Consider the following 23431-nt stretch of genomic DNA (forward strand, 5'->3'; position numbering starts at 1 on the left):
ATTTTAGGGGGAAATATTGTGAATATAAATTTTGTGAATTTTGGTCGGTTTAAAAAGTATTCATCAACAATAGCGATAGTTTTTATTGTCGCTATTTTCTTTTTATTATACTCCTGCACGAATAAGTTGACCAATTCAAACAATATTTCAAATATTTCCGATAATACATCTACCCAATCTGCGCAAAAAGATTATTTTAGTGACAGGCTAATAGTTGGATACGAAGATGAAAACAAAATCCCCGATATACTGAATTTGTTAGATGGAGAAATTATTCTGCACATCCCTGAACTAAATGCTGTTTCTGTCAAAATTAAGCAAAATGCTGAGTATGTTATAAATAAATTATCTAAGATGGGTGACATTTCAAAATGCGGTATAAGATACGTTGAGTTATCTTACAAAAGGTACTTAGAGCCAGCTTATAAAAGTAAAGAACCAGAAGTATCTTTGTCTAAAGAATTAATCGGGGTATCACATTTTGCGTATGCAAATTACACAGGTGAATCACTTGATTTTTATTTATGGAGTCATAGAGTTGTTAATATAAAAGATGCGTGGAATGAAAACCTTTTTGGTGATGACATAGTCGTTGCGGTTTTAGACACAGGAGTGGATGGAACAAATCCGGACTTACAGGGTCAGATTATCGAAGGTTACAGACCCTTATATGATTCCATTATCCCACCTAATTCCGATTCTTCTTATGGAGGTTCTCACGGTACCCACGTAGCTGGAATAATTGCAGCAAAGCTTGATGGCAAAGGTGTTGTTGGAGTTGCTCCAAGAGCGAAGATAATGCCGATAGTTATATTTGATAACGGTGGATGGTATATTGGTGATGAATATACGGCAAAAGGTATTATCTGGGCAGTTAACCATGGAGCTAAAGTTTTGAGTAACTCTTGGGGTGGGCCAGGTTATTCTCAAATTCTAAAAGATGCATTTGATTACGCGCTTGAAAAAGGAGTTACTGTAGTAGTTGCGGCTGGTAATTCAACATCTTCCCAGACGTTTCTGTACCCTGCAAATTATCCGGGTATCATACAAGTTGCCGCAGCAGAATTCAACGGTGGCAATGTTAAGACCGCTTATTTTTCAAACGGTAGTCCTATGATTACAGTTGCCGCACCGGGTAGAGATATCCTCTCGACAATGCCACAGGTTGGATCAAATGGATATGACAGCGATTCATTCATTTGTGACGAAAATGGTGGATACTATGGTTTCATGTCAGGTACATCCATGGCGACACCGTATGTTTCTGGATTTGTTGCTTTGCTACTTCAAAAATATCCAAGTGCAAAACCTTGGCAAATAAGAAAAATTATCGAAAGTTCGGCATTGGATATTGATGAACCTGGGATTGATGAAAGATCAGGTTATGGATTTGTACAAGCAGAAGCGGTTAATAGAGAACTCCCAACAACCGGAGGCACAGGTTTTGTTGTACATGTCACTGATTATTTCGGAAGTTGGGATATTCAATCTGCATTTGTTTCATTAGTTGGTACTTCCACCGATAATAGACTAGTTAGATATTTTGCTAAGACAAACAAAGACGGTTTGGCAAAGTTTGTAAGTATTGATAGTGGTGTATATGATATATTCTTTGGAGGACCAGATAGTTTTGAATCATCGGCTGGTTTAATTACACAATGTTTGAGAAAAGCGGAAGAAAGGCAGTATAATTTCAAAAACTTTAGCTTGAACGATTCAAGCACACTTGATGTAAGATTTTCTTCAAGCGCAAGTATAGTGTTGGGGAATAAGCCAGCAGATATGCAAATTGTCTTTCAAAATATATTGAAACCTTCAACTGATATCACTGCGTATACTTACATTGATTTTTCAAGCATTAATTCATATGATTTTTCCAAAATGAGTGGGAAGTATTATATAAAAGCCGAGATTAGTCAACCTGCGATGAATGATATAACCCTTAACGGGACAATTACCATCAACGGATTTAAAATACCAATTTTTGGTACAATAACAAAAGGTTCAACAAATACAGTTCTTCGCGATAAAGTAGGAAATTACTGGACGGTGTTTGGCAATGAGTAAAATGAATAGAAATTATAGAAAGTTCTTCCTCATAATAATTCTTATAATTACTATTTTCCTTTCCAGTTGCGTTAATTTCAAAAATTCCGAGAATTATATAAAGTTAGTAATTTCAGAGTACAGTTCAGGCCCTGCCGTGGAAGGAGCCAATGTGAAAATTTATTGTGGAAATACGTTGTTAGAGGAAGTGACAACTAATAAAGAAGGGATAGTTACATTTAGCAAAACTATCCAAATAGGAAAACCGTACACCATAGTTATCTCAAAACCGTTTCATGCCAAGACTGTTATAGACATAGAGAGATTACAAAGTTCATTGACAATAAACACAACTCTAAGGAAGGCAAATTTTGTTGAAAACATGGAAAATAAAATGAACATCGTTTATTCAATTTACGACTCGGAACAGAAAAAAATAAAATACACACCTAGTCAAGAAGGTATCTATACTATATTTTCTACATCTTCTATTTTCATCGAAGCACAAGCGACCTCATCAGATATTTCTATCTCACACATGTACGCAAAAATTGGTACTCCGCCGGGGGCGGAGTTTTTGACTTCTCCAAGATTGTACAGCGAATCTAGTCGTCTATCGGGTAATATAGAAACAACAGGTTTTTACGGAAAAACTTATCTTTTTATCGATTGCTATGACGTAAATGACAACAGATATGAGAAAATAATACCGATTTATTTCTCAGATTCAGTTAATTTAAAACTCAAACCTTACATAGTGGAGCCACAAAAGCCTGCAATTTACGCTTACACAATTAGAAGTGAAACAAAATATTACAATTTTTCACAAAATTTAGAAAAATTGGGAAGTTTAGATGTTGGTTTAAATACCTACATAAAAGTAAATTGGAAAAAATGGGAAGAGAGCACACAAAATTTAATTACAGATAAACCTTACGGATACGCGATTTACCGTTCTTACGACGGGAAAAATTTCGAAAAAATAGCCGTTGTTTCTGATAGAGAAAACTCATACATAGACACTTCGCCAACAAATAGATTTGGAAAAAGAGTGTGGTATGCCGTTGCTAGTGTTTATAAATTTTTGGAAGGGGCAAGAAATATAGTTGGAAGTGTTGTTTTACTCCCATCTTTTAAAATAACTAATGTCAAACCGTATGATGGTGAAACAAACGTTTCTGTGACACCAGAATTTTCTTGGAAATTTGAGGGACTTGAAGATTTTGAAGGAATAAAGTACAAATATGAAATATGGCTTTACGATTGGACTGTAAATAAAAAACATTACTACTATCCAGTTGATAGTAGTAACAATCGAATAATATTTGAAACAAAAAATCCAGAAATTAAAGTGAAATTTGAAGATTACATATGGCAAGATTTGGACGAAGGCAAATTACAATCCAACAAACCCTATGAATGGGCACCCGAACTACTGGCAGCTGTTTTAGAAGACGATAAAAATAACTCTATTGCGGTATCTATCGTTTGTGATTACAATGGAATCATCTCTCCAGTTTTGATACCACCTGAAAAGTATTACCTTTTTATAACAGGAAACTAATTATCTTCATTGATTTTGATATTTTGTGCTATTTAACAACCCCAAGTACAAAGAGCCTTATAGTTTCAGATTTTGTCGGTGTTCCGTAAGGTTGATATGCGCCTGTTATTATTCTTGGATCGTATGAATAAGTTTTGTAATAACCTGTCAAAGTTTGGCCAGTAAATTGATCAAACGTTCCAACAGGACCACGCACATTTTGCATTATACTACCAAACACAAAGAGTTGACCTGTCGGATTACCTGAATTGTATCCTTCCACCTTAAATGACCCGTCGAAAGAAAATATGCTTGAGAACAATTTCATATTATTGAGTTTATTTGTTATTACAACATCGTTAATTGCGACTATGTTCAAAGAAGAAGTTTCATTTGATGTAACAAAACCTTTTATCTGTTTGAGCTTATCTATATCTACTATATTACCTTCACTTGTGCTGAAAAATTTTTGGTATGTTTTGTAAGGTATTATCCTGTCGTTTATGTAAACGCTCTTTTCCGAAAACAAAGTGTAATTTCCATTATACGTGGAAAGACTGCTTGGACCGTCTATAGTCATATTACCAGTCGAATATATAATTCCGTTAAAGTTGAAGATAAATTCCTCTGCTGGTCCTCCTCCTTGTTTCCTCATTCTTGCCAAAGGTGGGCCCGATGGTTCCCACGTGATTATATAATCGACGTTTCCCTGAGAGATTTTAATGTCATAGTTTGAATTTCCTTGACCATGATTGAAACTGACAGTTATATCACCCGTGAACTTGAGCCCACTTAGTTTATTTGGGTTATTTTTCACATTGTTATATGTATCAACAAGTGAATTAATTGAACTTTGGTATTGAGATTTTATAGTGTTAAAGTCTAGAGATCTAATATCTTCTTGAGTTAAAATTTTATATGGTGGATTTCCCAGCAAATTCGCATAGTTAGAATAATTATTTGGTTGAACCACATTGCCGTTTCTATCCTTAATTCCAAGAATTTCGATTGTACTTAGGAATGTAGGATTACCTCTAGCGTTATTTATATTTATATAATCGTGAGTTCTCAATGGCCCATCTATTATTTCACCTGATTTAAAATATATCGTCTGCCCGTTTTCTAGCTTTTCTTTGTTAGTAAAATAAACATATTGATTTAAAAGCTTTGAACCAACTATTCCGTAAGCGTAAGTTGGTGTTTCGTTTTTTACAACACGGGAAACTAAAAATAAATTCAGTTTATTAATGTTGAATGCATATATTTCAATAGAATCCAAACCACGCTCTGATTTATAATTCGATATTTCATTGATTATAGATGGGTCAATTGAATAATTTTCATTACTAGTTATAGAAAGCACTTTGTAAACATTATTAGCTTTAACATTTTGGGTTACAAATTGTTTCCAATCACTATTTAATCTATTCAAAAATTGTGAATTAAACCAGCTTGGAGTGTTCGTCGAAAAGACAACATTGAAGCCAAGTACGCCAGCGTTCCTACTTCTCATCATACCTATGCCAATGTTTAATGTATTTAAAGCGTCAATTTCCAATTGCGATTCCAAACGCATTCTCACTTCATTATTCCTATAATTTGCAAGTACTTCGTATATTATAAGGAGTAATATACTAGCGACAGTAAGAAATATAAGTACAATTGCAGTTGCGAAACCATGCTTTTTTAGATTAGACATATTTGTCCCCCCAATTTATTATCCTGCTTCAGTAAGTGCCGAAAGAAGAAAAATAGGATAAGATCCTGATAAATATTGATTTGGATCTTCTAGAATTTGTTTTAGTGGTGTTTGAAATTGTTTTTTTAAAGCTTCCTGTAACTTTGCATTTTTCGGTTGAACCATCATTATTATAAATTTTTTTGAATTAATTATTCCTTTCGCAAACCTAGCACTTCCGATTGTATTTGGAATATTCATTATTATTTTGCCATTTGAATCATTGTAATCACTGAAGATTAATTTACCATTTTCAATTTTAAGTTTTTTCTTCTCAATTACTGCACTTAAGCTTGATTGCTGTGGAACGAAGAAAGGTAGTATTAAATAATTATTGGTTGCTTCTAATTCTTCCGTTTTCCAAACGCTCTGAGACAAAAACATATCAATTGTGTTTGTCAAATTTTGAACATCCGCGTAGAATTCCGCGTACTCTTTTTGTTGATTTAAAACGTTTAATGTCGCGTTAAATATTAGCCCTAACATTCCAAAGATTATTACAAACACTATTAAACTAGCTATCAAACCTGTTAAAGTAAGGTCCATTCATCTCTCCCCTTAATAGTCTAATTTAATTTGTGGATTTATATTTGTAAACCGTGAAATCGCTTATCTTACCTGGCGCGTATTCTATCGTGAATGTAAATTTATCAAAATAATTGCCCGGAATGGAAGTTCTGCTGAATTTGTTTAACCGTGGATAATTACCTGGTGATGGATTACCGTAAAAAGCAGTATTTATTTCGCCTACCGCGTTACTAAAATCTGTTTGGATATAAACCCACCTTGCTATAAAATTCTGTAGTTCGGTAACCTTTTGAAAATTATTTAGCATGGCAACCGAATTTATAACAGATGATAACCCATATGTTATCACCATAAATACTATAGAAATCAGCAAAATAGCCACTACACTCTCAGTTAATGTAAACCCTTTTTTGTACACTTTAAACACTTAATTTATTCCCCCCTTTTTGCATTCTCTAAATATTAGACAACTCTTTCCGATAATTTGTTTAGAAGGAAAAAATACAAAATTTATATAGGGGTGTATCAGTGTGGAAAAATTGCTTATTTTCAATGATAACACGGCAAAAGCTAATAAGATACAAAACACTGAATATCTAAAGAAAAATTTCTTAAATATAATAAAAGAACTAATAAAGACACTAAACGAAGTTGAGTTTATAAATAAGTTAGCTTCTATTATTTATCTCAACACATCTGTAGTAGGTGTTAGGGCAATGACAGACTCGTACATAAAGATAATCGGAAAATCGTGCAAAATTTCAAGTTCATTTCAATCTGATAGTTTGAAACTAACGATTTATCACACAGATTTTTCAACGCAAGAGCGCGATTTTATTAGCAACATCTTTGAAATTGCTCAAACGCATTTACAGAATATATTGTACCATAACAGATCAATTTATATGCTACTACGTGACCAACTAACTGGGGCATATACAAGACAAGCTGGTATGGAGATACTTTCGAACATCTTTGAAAGTGTTAAGCGTAATGATAGAAAAGGTTTTTTAGTATTCATTGATATTGATAATCTCAAAGAGCACAACGATAAATACGGTCATACGAAAGGTGACCAAATTTTAAAAGATTTCTCAAAAACATGCCTAAACATGATAAGAAAGAGCGATGTTCTTGTAAGGTATGGTGGTGATGAATTTTTACTCTACATAGATTCGAATGAACCTGAGAAGGTCATCGAACGGGTAAAATTAACTTCCATAGTTGAATTTTCGTATGGAATTGTTAGTTTGCGAAATTACAACTCTCTTGAAGAAGCGATTCAAAGTGCCGATTTGAAGATGTACGAAAGTAAAAAGATGAATAAAGCCGATAAAAAGATAATCTATCAAAATTTAAGCTCGTGATAAAAATTAATGAGACCTAAAGAAATTTCCCTTCTCCAAGTGTGTCGTGGTATAATAATATCAAATTGGGAATATTGTCGGGAGTGATTCACTTGGGGAAGGGGAATTTTTTGTTTTCTCTCACAAATTTGTTCACGATTCAGCGTTGGAATAACCGACCGGCGATAATAAGGTTTTCCGAAGCTGATAATTCCTTTAATACATTATTTTTATCTTTCCTTTTTAAAATCTCCGAAGGTCAATCGATTCAATCAATTGAAGATAGCCTAAAATGGAGGTTCACACGTGAACTTCCAAAGATTGTACTTTCGGATGTTTCGCTGCAACTCAAAGAGCGCATCGAAAGGTTTTCGCCACAAGTATGGAAAGAAGTAACTGAGAAATCTATCCAAGACTTACGAAAATTGTCGGATGAAGAAACCGTTGATTTTTTAGTATCATCTATTAAAGAGAATCCGTTAGATAAGATTGCTGATTTGTACGTGAGCTATCTTGAAGCATATGAAAATGGAAAGCTTTTTGATTACTCTCAACCTCTGAAAGAATTGGAAGAAAAGATAGAAAAAATAGAAAACTATTTTGGAAAAGAGAAAAGCGATAAGTTATGGGATACCGCTAAATACTCTTGGCCTGCCATTTTAAATCTCACTTCTATGGTACGATGGAATAGAACACACCGCAATGTTCGAACAACTGTTTCAGGGCACTCTTTCCTTGTTGTTACAATCGCTTACTTGATTGCAAAATTATATAAATTCGAAAATATCGAAGAAGTTATTTTGAAATCAGTCCTGCACGACCTACCGGAAGCATTCACAGGTGATGTCATAACTCCGACAAAGAAAAAAGTTCCGGGGTTAGAAGAGCTAGTCAACGTCGTTGAACGTGAAATGATTAAAGAATGGATAAACGGAAATGAGAATGTAAAACCTCTCGAAAATTACGTAGAATATTGTATTGAACCATTTAGCGGGGATTCTGGAAGAATTGTAAGAACCGCTGATTACTTTGCCGCACTCCTTGAATGTGCTGTCGAAGTACATTCAGGAAATAGATTGGATGTATTCCGAGATAGCTTTTTTACGTTTAAAAAGCTCATCAAAGAAATTTCACCGATAGATGTTTCTGAGTGGATTGATGAAATAGAAGCGCTAATACTCTGACTTTTATGATAAGCAAGGAGGAATCTTATGGTAGATTTCAAGATGACAAAAGATGGCTTAGTGCTCTACATTAAAGATTACACTGACATATTCGATGTTCTTCAAAAGATAGAGGATAAAGTAAAGAGCATGGGTAATTTTTTTGCAAAAGGTGATAAGATAATGCTTCTGATTGAAGAACATGAGAAACACATCGCCGATGTGCCTAAGATAGTCGCGAGAGTCCAAGAGCTTGGACTCACAATCTCGCATGTTCTTATGGGCTCGGAAGGTGCGAATGAAGTTGTGGTAAAGAAGAAAGTTGATATGGTAAATCAAGGAGATACACGTTCTGGTACAAAAATAGTTAAGAAAAACCTCAGGAGTGGGCAGAGCATTATCCACTCTGGTGATGTGATATTGCTTGGCAATTTACATGCGGGAGCAGAGATTGTCGCTGGAGGCAGTGTAGTTATCTTCGGAAGATGTCAGGGCATTGTGAGAGCGGGAATAAATGAAGGAAGGGAATCAGTTATTGCAACACTGTCTTTCGAGGCCCCATTCGTTCAAATTTCAGATTTAAAAGGGACATTCACAGAAAAATACGAATTTCCATGCATTATTTACGTTAAAAGTAGTAGAATAGAAATAAACAAATACGACAACAAATTGGGAGGGATAAACGTTGAGTAAAGAGAAAAAAGAAAAATTAACTACAAAAGACTTACTTTTAAAATTTTCAGCTATTCCAGGACCTTCTGGATACGAAGATGAAGTCCTTGAAGAAATAAAAACAATTATGAGTGATTATTCCGACGAGTGTTTCCGAACACCTATGGGCAGCCTTGTGTGTGTTAAAAAAGGCGCGGGACCGAAGATTGGTTTTTTTGCTCATGCTGACCAGATAGCGTTTGTCGTTACGAAAATATACGAAGATGGATTTTTGAGACTTTCAGGCGTTGGTGGATGGGATCCAAAAACAGTTGTAAGCCAAAAAGTATGGATTCACACAAAGAAAGGAAAATTAAGAGGTATAGTTGGCTTTATGCCTCCGCACCTCCAAACAACGGAAGAGTCGAAAAAAGTACCAGATTATGACCATTTATTCGTCGACGTTACTATGAACCCAAATTGGAAGGATATATCGATAGGTGATCTGGTAACTTTAGATATAGAAGGATTTGAGAAAAACGGGACGATATTCGCGCCAGCACTTGATAACAGAGCAAGTTGTGTGGCCATAATCAAGGCGGCTGAGTTACTCTCAAAAATTAATACACAAGCCCAGGTTTATTATATATTCTCAACCCAAGAAGAGATAGGGGGACCAGGTGCGAAAAGCGGTGCGTACATTTCAGAGATAGAATACGGCATAGTCATAGATGTTACACATGGTGATGAGGATATACCTGGTTATCCTAAGATAAAGATGGGCGAAGGACCAGCCGTTGCTGTTGGACCTGTTACAAATAAAAAATTTGTGGAGCATATAAACAAAGTAGCTGGAAAATACAACATAAAGCTCCAAATAGAACCCATACCGGGAAGGTCTGGAACAGACACCGACGAAGTCCAACTTACGAGAATAGGTGTTAAAACAGCTTTGATATCTATACCTCTAAAATACATGCACAACCCATACGAAAAAATTACAGTTAAAGACGTCGAAGACACAGCCAAATTACTTGCATTCACGGCAGCTGAAATCACGGAGGTGGAAAAGCAATGATGAAGTATTTAAAAGAACTCACAGAATTAAAGGGAGTTTCTGGATTTGAAGATGATGTAAGGGAATATATAAAAGAGAAAATAAAAGATAAAGTGGATGAATTGTTTGTAGATAGAATGGGAAATCTAATAGCGCTAAAGAAAGGCAATGGGAAAGGTAAGAAAATATTGCTTGATGCACATATGGACGAGGTTGGATTTATGGTAACTAACATCAACGAAGATGGTACATTATCATTCGCGCCAGTTGGTGGCGTTGACCCAAGGGTTATAATTGGTAAAAAAGTTCAAGTTGGTAAAGAATCAATAGGCGTGATAGGTTACAAAGCCGTCCACATTCAAAGAGAAGGAATGATGAACACACCCAAATACTCAGAACTTAAAATAGACATAGGAGCGAAATCAAAACAAGAAGCGGAAAAACAAGTCAAAATAGGTGATATGGTGGCGTTTACAACAAATTACGAAGAATCTGGAGACTTCGTAATTGCGAAAGCTCTTGATGACAGATGTGGTTGTAGTGTGCTTATGGATTTAATAGATGAATTATCAAATAAAAATTCGTTGCCAAACGACGTTTACTTTGCTTTCACTGTCCAGGAAGAGACAGGCTTAAGAGGCCCTGCAATAATAGCGGAACAATTAAAAGTTGACATGGCGATAGCCGTCGAAACAACAACAAGTGGTGACGACCCAGAACTTGAAAAGCAACTTTGGTCCACTCACCTTGGTAACGGTCCTGCGATAACATTTATGCACAGTGGATACGTTGTTCATCAAGAAATATTTGAAAAACTCGTCCAGATAGCCAAGGAAAACAATATACCATTCCAATACAAAATGCGCACAGTTGGAGGCACAAACGCAAGAAGATACGCTATAACTGGAATACCTGCGGGAGTTGTATCAGTTCCTGCAAGATACATTCACAGTCCAGTCTCGTCGATAAATAAAAACGATTACAAGCATACGTTAAATTTGTTAGAAATGTTTCTTGAAAAAGAATAAATTTTGGTTTTTTAAGTTACTTTTTTGTGAAAAACATTTATTGACAGGTTATAAAGTTTTTTATATAATAAATTAATTGGAAAATAGAGAGTTTTGCGATAGTAGTTGACATTTGGGGATGTTATTTACAATTAAAGTAAACAAACAATATCATCTCAAGATAGTGTTAACTTGTAGTGATGAAAGAGTGTAATTGTGAAAGAATGCGATTGATATTGCCATTGTGCGTTTTCCAAAGATTCTTCACTACACAAAATCCTTGAATATATTTCGCTAAGTTCTTCGTATTCTTCAGCCCTCGCTTGAGTCGGAAAAAGTCTTTCAACAATGAAAACTTAGATTCACATTGATTGTTTTTACCGAGCGGTACCACTACGTGATTGATATTTCTGAACAACAGCTTTACTGCACTTTCATATGCACCAAGTCCATCAGTAATAAGTTCAATGTTTCTAGGTTTTGAATTACCAAAGAACTTCTCGAGCAATACTTTGACTTGTCCCATATCACGATACTTTGAGACATGCCAACAAAGAATTAAGTTAGTTTCGTGATCAACTAATAGCCAAACATAGTACTTTTGTTCTTTGAACACAAGAACAGTTTCATCAGCATGAACTGAGAAAACATTTTCGATGGTAAATGTTGGAAAAAGTACAGAGAATAAAGTACACAATTTAATAACCCATTTGTATATGGTGACATGAGATACTTTGATATTAAGAGAATGAGCAAGAGAGCGATAAGACATATTGTGTTTCATATACAAAACAAAAGCCTTTAAGACGAAAAAGATAGGGAAGCGGAAATATTTAAATTTCTCAGGAATAAGGGTGACTGGTTCGGGGAGGTTAAAAGGTACTCTATCTTTGGTACGACAAGCTCTACAACGGAAGACAACGAAAGAGCGACGGACTTTGTAAATTTGCATAGATTTACCACAAGAAGTGCATTTGGGATAAGGGAAAGGGAAGTTTTTGCGTTTTTGAGAATGGGAGAGTTTGAAAGAATGATGGCAGAGTTTGCAAAGGAATTGTTGGTTACCGTATTTGTCATGACCGTTTTTGTATAAGCTGGTGGAACCGCATTTTGGACAAGAGAGCGTTGAGTTGTTCATATCGGGATACCTCCTTTGTCGAGAGTTGGTTGGGGGGTGTCCCCTCTTTATAAGGATAATGCGGTTTTTGGAAAGTTTCAATACTTTTAGTTAACATTATCAATCATTGTAACGCCGGTTTTTTTGATTTTCGGCTATCTTTCACCGGCGAGTTTAATTAAGAGATGTTTCTAAATTTATTATCTTCCATATACTTAAAAGTATCAACCAGAATTTTTGTGAAGAGTATCACATTTTTATGGAAAATTATTGAAAATCTCTCTTTTTCTTTGAGATATTCAAAGATATTCAAGTATGCAATTTTTTAGAATAGTCCTGTAATTTCTCCATTTTCGTCAATATCTATGTTTACTGCAGCTGGTGCTTTTGGCAAACCTGGCATAAGCATTATTTCGCCTGCTAAAGCTACAACAAATCCTGCACCTGCGCTTATCTGGAAGTCTCTCACCGTAAATTCGTATCCAGATGGAGCATTTATCTTTTTGGGATCATCTGAAATGCTATTTTGTGTCTTGGCTATAATTACCGGATAATTTCCAAATCCATTCTTTTTTAACATCGAAAGTTTTGATTTTGCTGTATCCGTGTAGATAACTTTTCCTGCCCTGTAAATTTCTTTTGCTATTAGTTCTATCTTTTGTTCAACGGGCAAATCACTTGGTACTAAAGGTTTATAATTACTCGGCACATTTTCAATAGTTTCAACTACTGCTTTTGCAAGTTCTATTGCGCCTTCAGAACCTTTCGCATAGGCTTCGTTAAGCACGCATTTAGCTGGACTGTTTTTCAAAACAGCTTCTATTTCTTTTTCTGTATCGGTCGAAAATCTGTTCAGCGCAACGACGACGGGCACACCATATTTTTTCATGTTTTCAATATGTACTTTCAAATTTTCCAAACCCTTAATTACAGCATCTACGTTTTCTTCGTTAAGGTTATCTTTCGAAACTCCGCCATGGTATTTCATCGCGCGTATCGATGCAACTATAACAACAGCGTCTACAAATAATCCGCCAGTTGGGGCAACAAAGTCTAAGAATTTTTGAGCGCCAAGGTCAGCTGCAAATCCAGCTTCCGTAACGACATAATCTGAAAGTTTAAGAGCTAACTTGGTTGCAATTAGCGTATTTGTGCCATGTGCGATATTTGCGAATGGACCACCATGTACAAATGCAGGGGTATTTTCAATTGTTTGAACAAGATTTGGGTTAATTGCGTCTTTCAAAAGTGCCGCTGCCGCGCCTTCGGCTTGTATGTCTTTCACTCTAACTAATCCATTCTTTCCTTGAGCAATTACAATTTCGCCGATTCTTCTTTTCAAATCAGTTAAGTCCTTTGCTAAACACAAAACTGCCATAATTTCAGAAGCAGCTGTGATTAAAAAACCATCTTCCCTTGGATAACCATTTGCACTACCACCAAGTGCAATTACAATTTCTCTCAAAGCTCTATCGTTCATATCCATAGCACGTTTCCAATAAATCTTCCTCAAATCTATTCCTAATTCGTTTCCATGGTTAATATGCGCATCAATCATCGCGGCGATTAAGTTGTGTGCGGTCGTTACTGCATGTATATCACCGGTAAAATGTAAGTTAATATCTTCCATAGGGAGCACTTGGGAATATCCACCACCCGCCGCACCACCTTTGACACCAAAAACAGGACCAAGCGATGGCTCTCTGAGGGTAACTATCGATTTTTTTCCAATTCTGTTCAGTGCCATGGAAAGACCTATACTGGTTGTTGTCTTACCTTCACCAGCCGGTGTTGGAGTTATGGCCGTAACAAGTATAAGCTTTCCATTAGGCTTGGCATTGAGCGTGTTCAAATACCTATGGTCAACTTTAGCTATATACCTGCCGTAAGGTTTGAGCATATCTTCGGGAATATCTAAAAATTTTGCGATATCTCTTATATCTTTCAACCTCGCTTGTTTCGCAATCTCAATATCACTTAACATCTTTCATCACCTCCAACTTTTATCTCATTGAATACCTTATCAATAGTTTATCACTGCAATCTCAATTTATCAAAAAGAGAATTTCAAGAAATCAGACTAATTTTGTACAATTTTCAATGTAATTTACAAAATGTTAATCCTATTCAAAATTGTTGAAAATTATGGTAAAATATAGAAAATTAGGTTATAAAACTATAGAAATCAATTTGGGAGGAAACAACCAATGGCTATAGTAACTATAGAAGATATATTGAAAGATATAAAAAATGTTGCAGAAGAATACGGTAAAGATTTTGTAGTAGCGTTTTCCGGTGGTATGGATAGCACCGCAAGTGCTCTTTTGTGCGCTGAAGCTATTGGAAAAGAAAATATTGAATTAGTGCACGTCGTATATGGACCTTACACTTATTCTAATAGTCTCGAAATAGTTTCAGAATTCGCTGAAAAGTTTGGTTTCAAAATAACTTTTCTATACAATCGAGGTCAAGAGCAGATATGGAAATATGGCCCGTCTTGTAACATGTGTACAAAACAGATAAAGATGGGAACAGTCTTGAGCTATGCAAATGGCAGAATCGTCGTAACAGGCTCAAATTCATCGGATACATGGGGACAAACTGGATTACGTGTATTTAATTCAATGTATGCACCATTAGGTGATATAGGTAAAGATGAAATTAGAAAAATATTAGATAAATACGGTGTGAAAATCAGACGAATAGGTGAACACGCCCTTAGAGAAGGATGTAAATTAAAGCATCTTTTAAAACCAATGACAAATCCGGCTTACCATGGAAAAGCAACAGCTATTGCAAATGAGATGGTTCTCGATTACTTCCCAAATGGCAATGAAATCGCCAATATAAAAATCGTTGGGCCACTATCAAAAAATATAGCGGTGATAAATGTTAAACCGTTTAGGGAAGAAGTGTACAAATTGGCTGAAGACCTTCGAAAGATAGATGTTATCGACGATGTAATTGTTGCAGACAAACCATTGATTTTAAAAATAGTTGCAAATCCATCAATCTACAGGGTGGAAGAATCAAAGTTTTGGGTTGTAGAAGGTAAACTCAAGCCAGAATTTGCCGTACCGATTAAGGTAGAATGGTACGAGTCAAAAAACAATAAATTAAGAACATTCCATGTTGTGGAGGTATGTGAATGGACGAATTACGAGACAGAGAAAGACGAGTACTTGAAGAACTCCAACGTCGACTCGGATACACTTTTAAAAATCAAATGCTCTTGTTCAATGCCCTCTGCCATTCAAGTTACGCATACGAACTCAATCAAATAGGTAGAGATGTCCAAGACAATGAAAGATTAGAATTCTTAGGTGATGCCGTTGTAGAACTCGTAGTATGTGATATACTCTATCGAAATTATCCAGACTCAAGTGAAGGCGATATGGCAAAGGTGAAAGGTGCCGTTGCTAGCGAAGAGGTACTTACTGAATTAGCAAACGAAATTGAGCTTGGTAAGTACATCTTCCTTGGCAAAGGCGAAGAAAAGACAGGTGGAAGGAAAAGAAGTAGTATATTAGCAGACGCATTTGAAGCGCTGTGTGCTGCTATCTATCTCGATGGAAATCTTGAGTCAGTGGTAAAAGTTTTTGGCGAAAAACTGAAGAGAGAGATTGAAATATTCTACACAGGCCAAAGGATATTCGATTACAAAACCGCTCTTCAAGAAATTACGCAAGAGAGGTTCAAAGAACTGCCAGAGTACAAAACGGTTAAGAACGATGAAAACGGGAAGTTTTTAGTCGAATTATACATACAGGGAAAAAAGATATCGATGGGAATAGGTAATTCAAAGAAAGACGCGGAAAAAGATGCCGCAAAAAAAGCTTACGAAATTCTAACAAGAGACGAAAATTAAACAAAGAACAAATAGTGAAAATATTGAGGAGTGGATATTATCGATATAGAAGCGCTATTGAGAACGTACGAAGATTATCTTGTACATGTGAGAAGAAGTTCTGAAAATACAGTAAAGGCATATATAAAAGATATAAGGAGGTTTTTTGAATATATACAAAAACCTCCAAAGGATATTGTTAGAAGCGATGTTGAAAAGTTTGTCAAAGCACTTTCGAAAGGTGAAATTACCGGTGGAGAAGTTACTGAAACAACTATATCAAGATACATTTCCTCGCTTAAGACTATATTCGATTATCTCCAACTCATAGGAGTAGTAAATGAAAACCCAACCGAGCGTGTCAGACATCCAAGGCTTAGAAAGAAAATTCCAAGTTTTCTCACTATGAAAGAAGTCAAAGCGATGATAAATACTTTTGACGAAGAGAAAGAATTGAAGTACAAAACGATCATATCTGTTCTTTATTTTTGTGGGTTAAGGGTAAGTGAATTGTGTAATTTGAGAGTAGAAGATGTGTCTTTCTATCCACCATATATAAAGGTTGTTATGGGTAAGGGAAACAAAGATAGGCTCGTTCCAATCAGCGATAGCATAATTCCTTTACTTGAAAAGTACGTGGAAAGGTATAAACCGAAAGTTTACTTTATCGAAAGTCGTGGAAAATCGATACATCCAGCAACTGTTTTTAGGATAGTAAAGCGTGCCGCACAAAGGGCTGGCATAAATAAGAAGATTCACCCACATACGCTAAGACACTCTTTTGCAACCCATCTTATAATGAACAACGTAAACGTAAAAATTGTACAAGAACTCTTGGGCCACGCAAATTTAAGCACGACAAGTATTTATCTACACGTAGCAGATAAAGAGAAATTCGATGCGGTTAAAAAGTTGGTTATTTGAAAACTAAAAACATCAGAGGTGTTTGAATGTCAGAAAGTGAAAGTGAAAAGAAAGAGCTCACTATGGTTAAAGATAATAACAACGATGAAATGACCAAGAATTTCATAAATGAAATCGAAAAGTTACTTGAGAAAAAAATTACAAACGAAGACGAACAAAAAATAGCTCAAGCAATCGAACTTGCTAAGATAGCTTACGAGGGATTGTACAGAAAATCCGGCGAGCCGTTTATTTCGCATCCTTTGGAAGTGGCAAAAATTGTTGCTTCGTTGAAGCTTGATATTGAAAGTATTATAGCCGCCATCTTACACGATGCTATAGAAGATAGTAATGGGAAAGTAACTTATGAGATGATAGAGAAACAATTTGGGCACGATATAGCACTCATCGTTGATGGTGTAACAAAGGTAAGTAGAATAAACGCGCCCGTTGGAAATATAGAACAGAGAAAAAAATTGGAAACGATTCAAAAGATGCTTTTTGCAATGGCAGAAGACATACGTGTCATATTTGTAAAATTAGCCGATAGGTTACACAATATGAGAACTATAGATTTCGTTGAGGATGTTGAAAAGAAAAAGTACAAAGCACTTGAAACTTTGGAAGTATACGCACCTATCGCACATAAGCTTGGAATTAACGTTATAAAATCTGAACTTGAGGACCTTAGTTTTAAAGTTCTTCATTACGATGAGTACCAAAAAATCAAGCAGATGATCGCACAAAAGAAGGTTGAAAGGGAAGAACGCCTAAAAATATACATCCAACAATTGGAAACAGCTCTTCAAGAACATAATATCAAAGCGAAAGTCGAAGGTCGATACAAGCATTACTACAGTATATGGAAAAAGATGATTCAAAAAGGCAAAGATTTTAACGAATTGTACGATTTAATGGGTTTAAGAGCGATAGTAAATGATGTAACAAGCTGTTATACTACGATAGGCATTGTACACAACCTATGGGTACCATTGCCAGGAAGGTTCAAAGATTACATCGCCGCGCCAAAATCAAATGGATACAGGTCCATCCACACAACTGTTATTACGCAATTTGGCGAACCACTTGAAGTGCAAATTAGAGATTATCAAATGCACGAAGAAGCTGAGTATGGTTTGATAGCTCACTGGGCATATAAAGAAGGGGAACCAACTGTAGATATAAAACAAAAGTGGATTTTAAGGTTAGCCGAATGGAGGAAAGAACTTTCGCAAGGCTATGCGAGTCTTGATGATTTGAAAAAAGAACTACAAATGTCTGAAGTTTTTGTTCTGACACCAAAGGGTGAGATAATTCACCTTCCATACGGCGCGACACCAATCGATTTTGCTTACGCGGTACATACAGAAATTGGGCATCACTTTGCTGGTGCAAAGGTCAATGGAAAAATTGTACCAATAGATTATCAATTGAATAACGGTGACGTTGTAGAAATCATAGTAAATAAATCTTCACCTGGACCTAGCCTTGATTGGCTAAGATACGCCAAAAGTCCAAGAACAAAGGCAAAGATAAAGAGATTTTTTAAAGAGAAAGAAAAAGAACAACTGATAGAAAGAGGTAAAGACGTACTTAGGCGAATCGCAAAGAAATTAAATATTTCAATTGAAGAATTATTGGAAAAACCAGAGATAAAAAAGTACCAAACAGCTCACCAAATAGATGAAGAAGAATTTATCATCAGACTCGGTGATAAAACGTTAACACAAGATGATTTGCTTTCAATTCTTGGAATCAAAGAACAACAAAAGAAGAAAACTCAAACTAAGAAAAAGAAATCTACCGGTTCTTTAGTTATCGTCGATGGGCTTGAGGGTCTCGAAATTTTGTTTGCTAAATGCTGCAATCCTATCCCTGGTGACAAAATAGTTGGTGTTGCAAGTAAAAGAGGATTGGTTATACATAGGTCTAATTGTGCTAACGTAGTAAACTTGGGAAATGACAGAAAGTTTTTGGCAGTTTGGAGAGCGGATATCAACGCTCAATTCAATGTTCTTGTTAAAATAGAATTAGATAGAAAAGAACGTGTACCTGATCTTTTGTCCAAAGCCATGAAAAAGAAAGTTGAAATAAGGAACTTTAAATTCGAAATAATTTCCGACGATTACGTTATTATATCTCTAAACGTCAACGTCCAATCCCTTGAAGAGCTCGAAGAAATAATGAAATTTTTCAAGTCATTCCCTGGAATTAGAAAGGTGGTGCGTTCTTAAAAAATGCGCGCAGTTGTTCAAAGAGTTACAAAAGCAAGTGTCTCAGTCGATGGTAAAATTGTTGGACAAATAGAGAAAGGAATTGTTGTTTTACTTGGAGTTGGTAAAGATGATAACATCGATGATACAAAATACTTAGCTGAGAAAATTGTAAATTTGAGAATATTTGACGATAATGATGGGAAAATGAATCTTTCGCTATTAGATGTTCAAGGTTCGGCTTTGATTATCTCACAATTCACGTTGTACGGCGATTGCAGAAGAGGTAGAAGACCATCATACTCTGATAGCGCAAACCCAGAATTAGCAAAAGAGCTATACGAAAAATTCATAGAACTTGTGAGAGGATATGGTGTGCATGTTGAAACGGGAATATTCGCTGCGTACATGCAAGTTGAGATACACAACGACGGACCTGTAACTTTACTTTTGGATTCAAAGAAGGTGTTTTAATTTGAAATGCCATCTTTTACATGTCTGTTGCGCCCCAGATTTGGTTATCGCTTACCTTTCTGGCGCACGTGGTGATGTATTTTTCTACAATCCAAACATACATCCAAAAGCAGAATACGAGAAAAGATACAATGAAGTACTAAAGCTTGCAAATATGTGGAATTTAAATGTGATTGATGTGCCATACGACCCAGAAAATTTCTTTAAATTAACCAAAGGTTTTGAAAATGAACCAGAGAAAGGTAAAAGGTGCGAAATATGCATAAGAATGAGGCTTGAGATAACAGCAAAATTTGCAAAAGAGAACGGCTATCGTTCTTTCTCTACAACACTTACATCTTCACCACGAAAATCTGTTGAAATGATAAATAAGATAGGGCTTGAAGTTATGAAAAATTTTGGGGTAGAATTCCTTCCAAATGTGTACCGTAAAAGCCCACTTTATAACGATGCTCAGAGGCTAATCAAGCAACTTGGAATATACAGACAAAATTACTGCGGTTGCGTTTATTCAATGAGTTCAAAACAACCACAATTAATAACGATGAGGTGAAAACAAATGAAAATTTACCTATCAAAGGAAGAACTTGAACTCGAAAAACAAATGTACGCAGATATAGCTATTAATTCAAAAGTTAGGATTGAATACACATACAAAGATGAGAAATACTTGCTCATACCTTATCAAATTGGTGACTTAATTGTTTTACTAGAAGTAAATGATGAAAAAGAGATTGTTGCTCAACTTTTGGATAAATTTGTACGTCAGTGGGTTCTTGAAAATTACATTTATCCCGAAGAAATAAAAATCTTGGCGAAACATTTTAAGACAGAATTGAAAAAATTTAAAATACTTGTGGTAAAATATAACAGTCCTGAAGAGAAAGAGTTCTCAAGATATTCTCTTTCAAATGTAACATTTGGCGTTGTAAGTCACGATAATTTAGATATCCATCTGCTCTCTGCAAATACTGAAATCAAAACCAAGTATGGTTACAGCATATCAGATATTGTAGAAACACCAGAAGAAGGTCTAAGACAAGCGCTACTCATTAACAAATGGTTCGGTGGAGGAAATTATACTGAATTACCAAATATTGCACTAGAAAAACAATTAGAAGAAAAATCTGATTTAGAAAAGTGGTTAGAACTGCTTAGTTATGTACTATTCAAAGACATCGATGAAAAATACTTTGGGCCAATAATCAACAAACTAAATGAATTTAAGCAGGAAACATACTTTAATCCTTCGAAGAATATAGAGAAAATAACGTTGGGTATTTTGGTTAGTAAAATTCGTAAATAAGTTTTCTTTACATTTACGGAGGAGGTCGATTACTTGAATCAAACAATTGTTTTTTCGTTTCCTGGGTTGGTTGAAAATATAAAAATAACACGTGCTATTTTACATACATTTCTAACATTTAGAGGTGTCTTTGATAAAGACATATTTGATACAGAGTTGGCTATAAACGAAGCTATAGCCAATATTATCCAACATACTTATAAAGGAGAACCAAAGTACATAACAATGACAGTAAATTGGCTAGAACCAGATACATTAGAAATTTTCTTGAGGGACTTTGGGCCAAAAGTTGATCCTTCCCAAATTAAGTCACGTGACCTTGACGACATAAGACCAGGTGGATTGGGAGTATATATAATTAAACGTATATTTGATGTCATGGAATTCAAGGACGTCTCTGAAGGCAATCTCCTCTATTTGAGGAAAAAATACCTACTCCCACCGAAAAAAGAAGATTAGTAAGGATTAATTTAGAATAAATAACGGAGGAAGATTAGTGTGTTGTGGCTTAAAGAATTGTTTAAAAACACATGTTTTCTATCTGCGCTATTTGGATTCCTTTCAGCACAATTTTTGAAAGTTATCATATATAAAGACATAAGAGTTTTCGGACGATACGGGGGTATGCCAAGCGCACATGTGGCTACAACTTCCGCGTTAGCATGGTCAGTTGGATATACAACAGGCTTTTCTTCTTCACAAACCGCTATTGCCGCTATTTTTCTTTCAATAGTTACAGCTGATGCCGTTGGCTTAAGAAGAAACGTTGACCCAAACAAAGGTCATACCCTTATGGAAGTTATATACGGTTTCTTCTTGGGATGGGTCGTTGCTTTGATAACTGTAAAAGTTATGCGCTGATAGAAATTATTTTTATATTCCGGGGGTGACTTTTTGCTTAATAATGCCAAAAAGCTTAGCAAATTAATCTTAGTTCTGTCTTTTATTTTAATACTAAGCTCTATAGCGCTTTGTGAAACACCTAAATGGTTTTTGGAAGTGGTTACTAAAAGAAGAGCAAACGTGAAGGAAAAAACAACAGAAGAATTCATTAACGATTTATGGAATACTATTTCAGATATAAGTGAAAAATACAACATTGATCCTGTATTTATAAGCACTGTAATAGCCATAGAAAGTAACTTTACAAATGCTAAAGGTCCCGGTGGGGTACTTGGGATGATGCAGATTTTGCCGTCAACTGCACAAGGTATAGCTAGATTACTTAAACTGGAAGTTCCAAAAGATGGTTGGAATGCTTTGCTCACTGATTATAAATTGAATATAACTTACGGAACAGCATATTTGTCTTACCTTTATAAAAAAACAGGCTCGCTCTCAAAAGCCCTTGAAGAATATAACAATGGTAAAAATAAGCAAAAATATGCTGCCACAATAATGCAACAGTACGAATATTATAAAAGTTTACACGAAAAAGAGCTTAAAGAAAAAGCTCAAATAAACATAAATACATTCATCGAAACTTCGGAAAGTTCATCAACACAACAAGCAACTCAAGAAACACAAGAAACAACTCAAGAAACTCAAACAACAAATTCAACTATAACTGAAAACTCAACCGATACATCAGCAACAAAAAGTGAAAATTGAAGGGACTGAAAGCAATGTCAAACACGAAAAAAATTGTAATTTCCTTGGAGAATATATCATTCTCTTACGGTGAAAATTTTGAGTTAAAGGATATTAGCCTATACGTAGAAGAGGGAACGTTCTTCGGTATAATAGGTCCAAACGGCTCGGGTAAAACAACACTTTTATCACTAATAATGAAATTTCTAAAACCCGCTTCGGGAAAAATTATGATAAACGGAAATGATATTAAGCATATGTCACACAAAAAGATAGCACAAAACATTGCGTACATAGCCCAAGATTTCAACCCATCTTACGATTATACAGTTGAAGAAATAGTGGAAATGGGAGGCATAGCTCACTCAAAAAATTTCTTTGATACAGAAGTTGATGAATCGAAACTTATAAATGCTCTTAACACTGTTAATTTAGTAGAGTACAGAAAAAGACCATTTTCAACACTCAGTGGTGGTCAACAAAGACGCGTCCTTATTGCAAGAGCGATTTACCAAAATACACCAATAATAATCGCAGATGAGTTGATAAATCATCTTGACATAGGTCAGTCTGTAAAAGTGATGGATTACTTAAAATCGTTAACAAAAATGGGAAAGACTGTATTAGGAACTTTCCACGATATAACCATCGCTGCGAAATACTGTGACATAATAGCACTTATGAAAGATGGCGAAATAACCAAAGTAGGTACACCAAAAGAAATCATAAATAAAGATATTCTCGAAAAAATATACGATATAAACTTAAAGATTATACACTCTCCAGATGTAGAATACCCAATTATAGTTATTTGACATCTTGCAACCTTATTATTATAAATGTAACTTAATTTACTTACTATTAACGTTGACATTGTGTACTTTTTTGTGTTAGGATAGCTT

At 35.3% G+C, this 23431-nt stretch carries 23 protein-coding genes; 18 read left to right on the plus strand and 5 right to left on the minus strand.

The window, feature by feature from the left end; all coding sequences use genetic code 11:
* Nucleotides 1-18: 18 nt before the first annotated feature.
* A complete protein-coding gene (locus FNOD_RS05600; protein WP_011994230.1) occupies nucleotides 19-2067 on the plus strand; it encodes a S8 family peptidase in 2049 nt (682 codons plus the stop codon).
* Nucleotides 2060-3610, plus strand: a complete 1551-nt coding sequence (locus FNOD_RS05605) for a carboxypeptidase-like regulatory domain-containing protein (protein ID WP_011994231.1) — start codon at nucleotides 2060-2062, stop codon at nucleotides 3608-3610. Before FNOD_RS05600 ends, FNOD_RS05605 begins: the two co-directional genes overlap by 8 nt.
* 28 nt (nucleotides 3611-3638) lie before the next feature.
* Here FNOD_RS05605 and FNOD_RS05610 read toward each other — a convergent pair whose 3' ends face one another.
* The 3 genes from FNOD_RS05610 to FNOD_RS05620 are packed head-to-tail and all read right to left on the minus strand — an operon-like array spanning nucleotide 3639 to nucleotide 6282.
* Complete coding sequence (locus tag FNOD_RS05610; protein ID WP_011994232.1) at nucleotides 3639-5288, minus strand: hypothetical protein; 1650 nt, start codon at nucleotides 5286-5288, stop codon at nucleotides 3639-3641.
* Between the two features lie 18 nt (nucleotides 5289-5306).
* Nucleotides 5307-5873 carry a hypothetical protein gene (locus tag FNOD_RS05615; RefSeq protein WP_011994233.1) on the minus strand — a complete coding sequence of 189 codons (567 nt, stop codon included), beginning with the start codon at nucleotides 5871-5873 and terminating at the stop codon, nucleotides 5307-5309.
* Between the two features lie 25 nt (nucleotides 5874-5898).
* Nucleotides 5899-6282: a PulJ/GspJ family protein gene (locus tag FNOD_RS05620; protein ID WP_011994234.1), complete on the minus strand. Its 384-nt coding sequence runs from the start codon at nucleotides 6280-6282 to the stop codon at nucleotides 5899-5901.
* A 103-nt stretch (nucleotides 6283-6385) separates the two neighbouring features.
* Between FNOD_RS05620 and FNOD_RS05625 the strand changes: the two genes are divergently transcribed.
* The 5 genes from FNOD_RS05625 (at nucleotide 6386) to FNOD_RS05645 (ending at nucleotide 11100) form a co-directional block, all read left to right on the plus strand.
* On the plus strand, nucleotides 6386-7222 hold the full coding sequence (locus FNOD_RS05625) for a GGDEF domain-containing protein (RefSeq protein ID WP_011994235.1): 837 nt from the start codon (nucleotides 6386-6388) through the stop codon (nucleotides 7220-7222).
* Between the two features lie 110 nt (nucleotides 7223-7332).
* Entirely contained in the window at nucleotides 7333-8385 is a 1053-nt protein-coding gene (locus FNOD_RS05630) for an HD domain-containing protein (protein WP_238374570.1), read from the plus strand.
* Nucleotides 8386-8412: 27 nt separating this feature from the next.
* Nucleotides 8413-9057: a septum site-determining protein MinC gene (gene minC / locus FNOD_RS05635; RefSeq protein ID WP_011994237.1), complete on the plus strand. Its 645-nt coding sequence runs from the start codon at nucleotides 8413-8415 to the stop codon at nucleotides 9055-9057.
* Nucleotides 9050-10093 (plus strand): M42 family metallopeptidase, encoded by a 1044-nt coding sequence (locus tag FNOD_RS05640; RefSeq protein ID WP_011994238.1) that lies wholly within the window; start codon nucleotides 9050-9052, stop codon nucleotides 10091-10093. Before minC ends, FNOD_RS05640 begins: the two co-directional genes overlap by 8 nt.
* Nucleotides 10090-11100, plus strand: coding sequence for a M42 family metallopeptidase (locus FNOD_RS05645; RefSeq protein WP_011994239.1), 1011 nt, complete (start codon nucleotides 10090-10092; stop codon nucleotides 11098-11100). The genes FNOD_RS05640 and FNOD_RS05645 overlap by 4 nt, the downstream gene beginning before the upstream one ends.
* 166 nt (nucleotides 11101-11266) lie before the next feature.
* Here the strand turns inward: FNOD_RS05645 and FNOD_RS09695 are convergent, their stop codons facing one another.
* Together FNOD_RS09695 and FNOD_RS05655 are read right to left on the minus strand one after the other, a co-directional pair.
* Entirely contained in the window at nucleotides 11267-12217 is a 951-nt protein-coding gene (locus tag FNOD_RS09695; protein WP_011993230.1) for a DDE-type integrase/transposase/recombinase, read from the minus strand.
* A gap of 304 nt (nucleotides 12218-12521) precedes the next feature.
* On the minus strand, nucleotides 12522-14180 hold the full coding sequence (locus tag FNOD_RS05655; RefSeq protein WP_011994240.1) for a formate--tetrahydrofolate ligase: 1659 nt from the start codon (nucleotides 14178-14180) through the stop codon (nucleotides 12522-12524).
* Nucleotides 14181-14403: 223 nt separating this feature from the next.
* On the opposite strand from FNOD_RS05655, the gene FNOD_RS05660 reads away from it, so the two are divergent.
* The 11 genes from FNOD_RS05660 to FNOD_RS05710 all read left to right on the plus strand — a co-directional run bounded on the left by FNOD_RS05660 (nucleotide 14404) and on the right by FNOD_RS05710 (nucleotide 23344).
* Entirely contained in the window at nucleotides 14404-15480 is a 1077-nt protein-coding gene (locus FNOD_RS05660) for an adenine nucleotide alpha hydrolase family protein (RefSeq protein WP_011994241.1), read from the plus strand.
* Nucleotides 15423-16064, plus strand: coding sequence for a ribonuclease III (rnc, locus tag FNOD_RS09445; RefSeq protein ID WP_238374627.1), 642 nt, complete (start codon nucleotides 15423-15425; stop codon nucleotides 16062-16064). The genes FNOD_RS05660 and rnc overlap by 58 nt, the downstream gene beginning before the upstream one ends.
* Nucleotides 16065-16094: 30 nt before the next feature.
* Nucleotides 16095-16967: a site-specific tyrosine recombinase/integron integrase gene (gene xerA / locus FNOD_RS05670; RefSeq protein WP_011994243.1), complete on the plus strand. Its 873-nt coding sequence runs from the start codon at nucleotides 16095-16097 to the stop codon at nucleotides 16965-16967.
* A 62-nt stretch (nucleotides 16968-17029) separates the two neighbouring features.
* Nucleotides 17030-19180, plus strand: a complete 2151-nt coding sequence (locus FNOD_RS05675; protein WP_041257171.1) for a RelA/SpoT family protein — start codon at nucleotides 17030-17032, stop codon at nucleotides 19178-19180.
* Between the two features lie 3 nt (nucleotides 19181-19183).
* Nucleotides 19184-19633: a D-aminoacyl-tRNA deacylase gene (gene dtd / locus FNOD_RS05680; RefSeq protein ID WP_011994245.1), complete on the plus strand. Its 450-nt coding sequence runs from the start codon at nucleotides 19184-19186 to the stop codon at nucleotides 19631-19633.
* 1 nt (nucleotide 19634) lies between these two features.
* Nucleotides 19635-20186: an epoxyqueuosine reductase QueH gene (locus FNOD_RS05685; RefSeq protein ID WP_011994246.1), complete on the plus strand. Its 552-nt coding sequence runs from the start codon at nucleotides 19635-19637 to the stop codon at nucleotides 20184-20186.
* A gap of 6 nt (nucleotides 20187-20192) precedes the next feature.
* Nucleotides 20193-20939 (plus strand): DUF4940 domain-containing protein, encoded by a 747-nt coding sequence (locus tag FNOD_RS05690; protein WP_011994247.1) that lies wholly within the window; start codon nucleotides 20193-20195, stop codon nucleotides 20937-20939.
* A 33-nt stretch (nucleotides 20940-20972) separates the two neighbouring features.
* Entirely contained in the window at nucleotides 20973-21398 is a 426-nt protein-coding gene (locus FNOD_RS05695) for an ATP-binding protein (protein WP_011994248.1), read from the plus strand.
* 39 nt (nucleotides 21399-21437) lie between these two features.
* Nucleotides 21438-21800, plus strand: a complete 363-nt coding sequence (locus tag FNOD_RS05700; RefSeq protein ID WP_011994249.1) for a divergent PAP2 family protein — start codon at nucleotides 21438-21440, stop codon at nucleotides 21798-21800.
* Nucleotides 21801-21833: 33 nt separating this feature from the next.
* Nucleotides 21834-22550: a transglycosylase SLT domain-containing protein gene (locus FNOD_RS05705; protein ID WP_011994250.1), complete on the plus strand. Its 717-nt coding sequence runs from the start codon at nucleotides 21834-21836 to the stop codon at nucleotides 22548-22550.
* A gap of 14 nt (nucleotides 22551-22564) precedes the next feature.
* Entirely contained in the window at nucleotides 22565-23344 is a 780-nt protein-coding gene (locus FNOD_RS05710) for an ABC transporter ATP-binding protein (RefSeq protein WP_011994251.1), read from the plus strand.
* Nucleotides 23345-23431: the final 87 nt, after the last annotated feature.

The sequence above is a fragment of the Fervidobacterium nodosum Rt17-B1 genome, assembly GCF_000017545.1.
Taxonomy (GTDB): Bacteria; Thermotogota; Thermotogae; order Thermotogales; family Fervidobacteriaceae; genus Fervidobacterium; species Fervidobacterium nodosum.

Excerpts from the sequence above, each read along its gene's own strand:
- FNOD_RS05605 (WP_011994231.1), top strand. The coding sequence starts at position 2,060 with ATGAGTAAAATGAATAGAAATTATAGAAAGTTCTTCCTCATAATAATT.
- FNOD_RS05610 (WP_011994232.1), bottom strand. The coding sequence starts at position 5,288 with ATGTCTAATCTAAAAAAGCATGGTTTCGCAACTGCAATTGTACTTATA.
- FNOD_RS05615 (WP_011994233.1), bottom strand. The coding sequence starts at position 5,873 with ATGGACCTTACTTTAACAGGTTTGATAGCTAGTTTAATAGTGTTTGTA.
- minC (WP_011994237.1), top strand. The coding sequence starts at position 8,413 with ATGGTAGATTTCAAGATGACAAAAGATGGCTTAGTGCTCTACATTAAA.
- FNOD_RS05645 (WP_011994239.1), top strand. The coding sequence starts at position 10,090 with ATGATGAAGTATTTAAAAGAACTCACAGAATTAAAGGGAGTTTCTGGA.
- FNOD_RS09695 (WP_011993230.1), bottom strand. The coding sequence starts at position 12,217 with ATGAACAACTCAACGCTCTCTTGTCCAAAATGCGGTTCCACCAGCTTA.
- FNOD_RS05655 (WP_011994240.1), bottom strand. The coding sequence starts at position 14,180 with ATGTTAAGTGATATTGAGATTGCGAAACAAGCGAGGTTGAAAGATATA.
- FNOD_RS05660 (WP_011994241.1), top strand. The coding sequence starts at position 14,404 with ATGGCTATAGTAACTATAGAAGATATATTGAAAGATATAAAAAATGTT.
- rnc (WP_238374627.1), top strand. The coding sequence starts at position 15,423 with ATGCTCTTGTTCAATGCCCTCTGCCATTCAAGTTACGCATACGAACTC.
- FNOD_RS05675 (WP_041257171.1), top strand. The coding sequence starts at position 17,030 with ATGGTTAAAGATAATAACAACGATGAAATGACCAAGAATTTCATAAAT.
- dtd (WP_011994245.1), top strand. The coding sequence starts at position 19,184 with ATGCGCGCAGTTGTTCAAAGAGTTACAAAAGCAAGTGTCTCAGTCGAT.
- FNOD_RS05690 (WP_011994247.1), top strand. The coding sequence starts at position 20,193 with ATGAAAATTTACCTATCAAAGGAAGAACTTGAACTCGAAAAACAAATG.
- FNOD_RS05710 (WP_011994251.1), top strand. The coding sequence starts at position 22,565 with ATGTCAAACACGAAAAAAATTGTAATTTCCTTGGAGAATATATCATTC.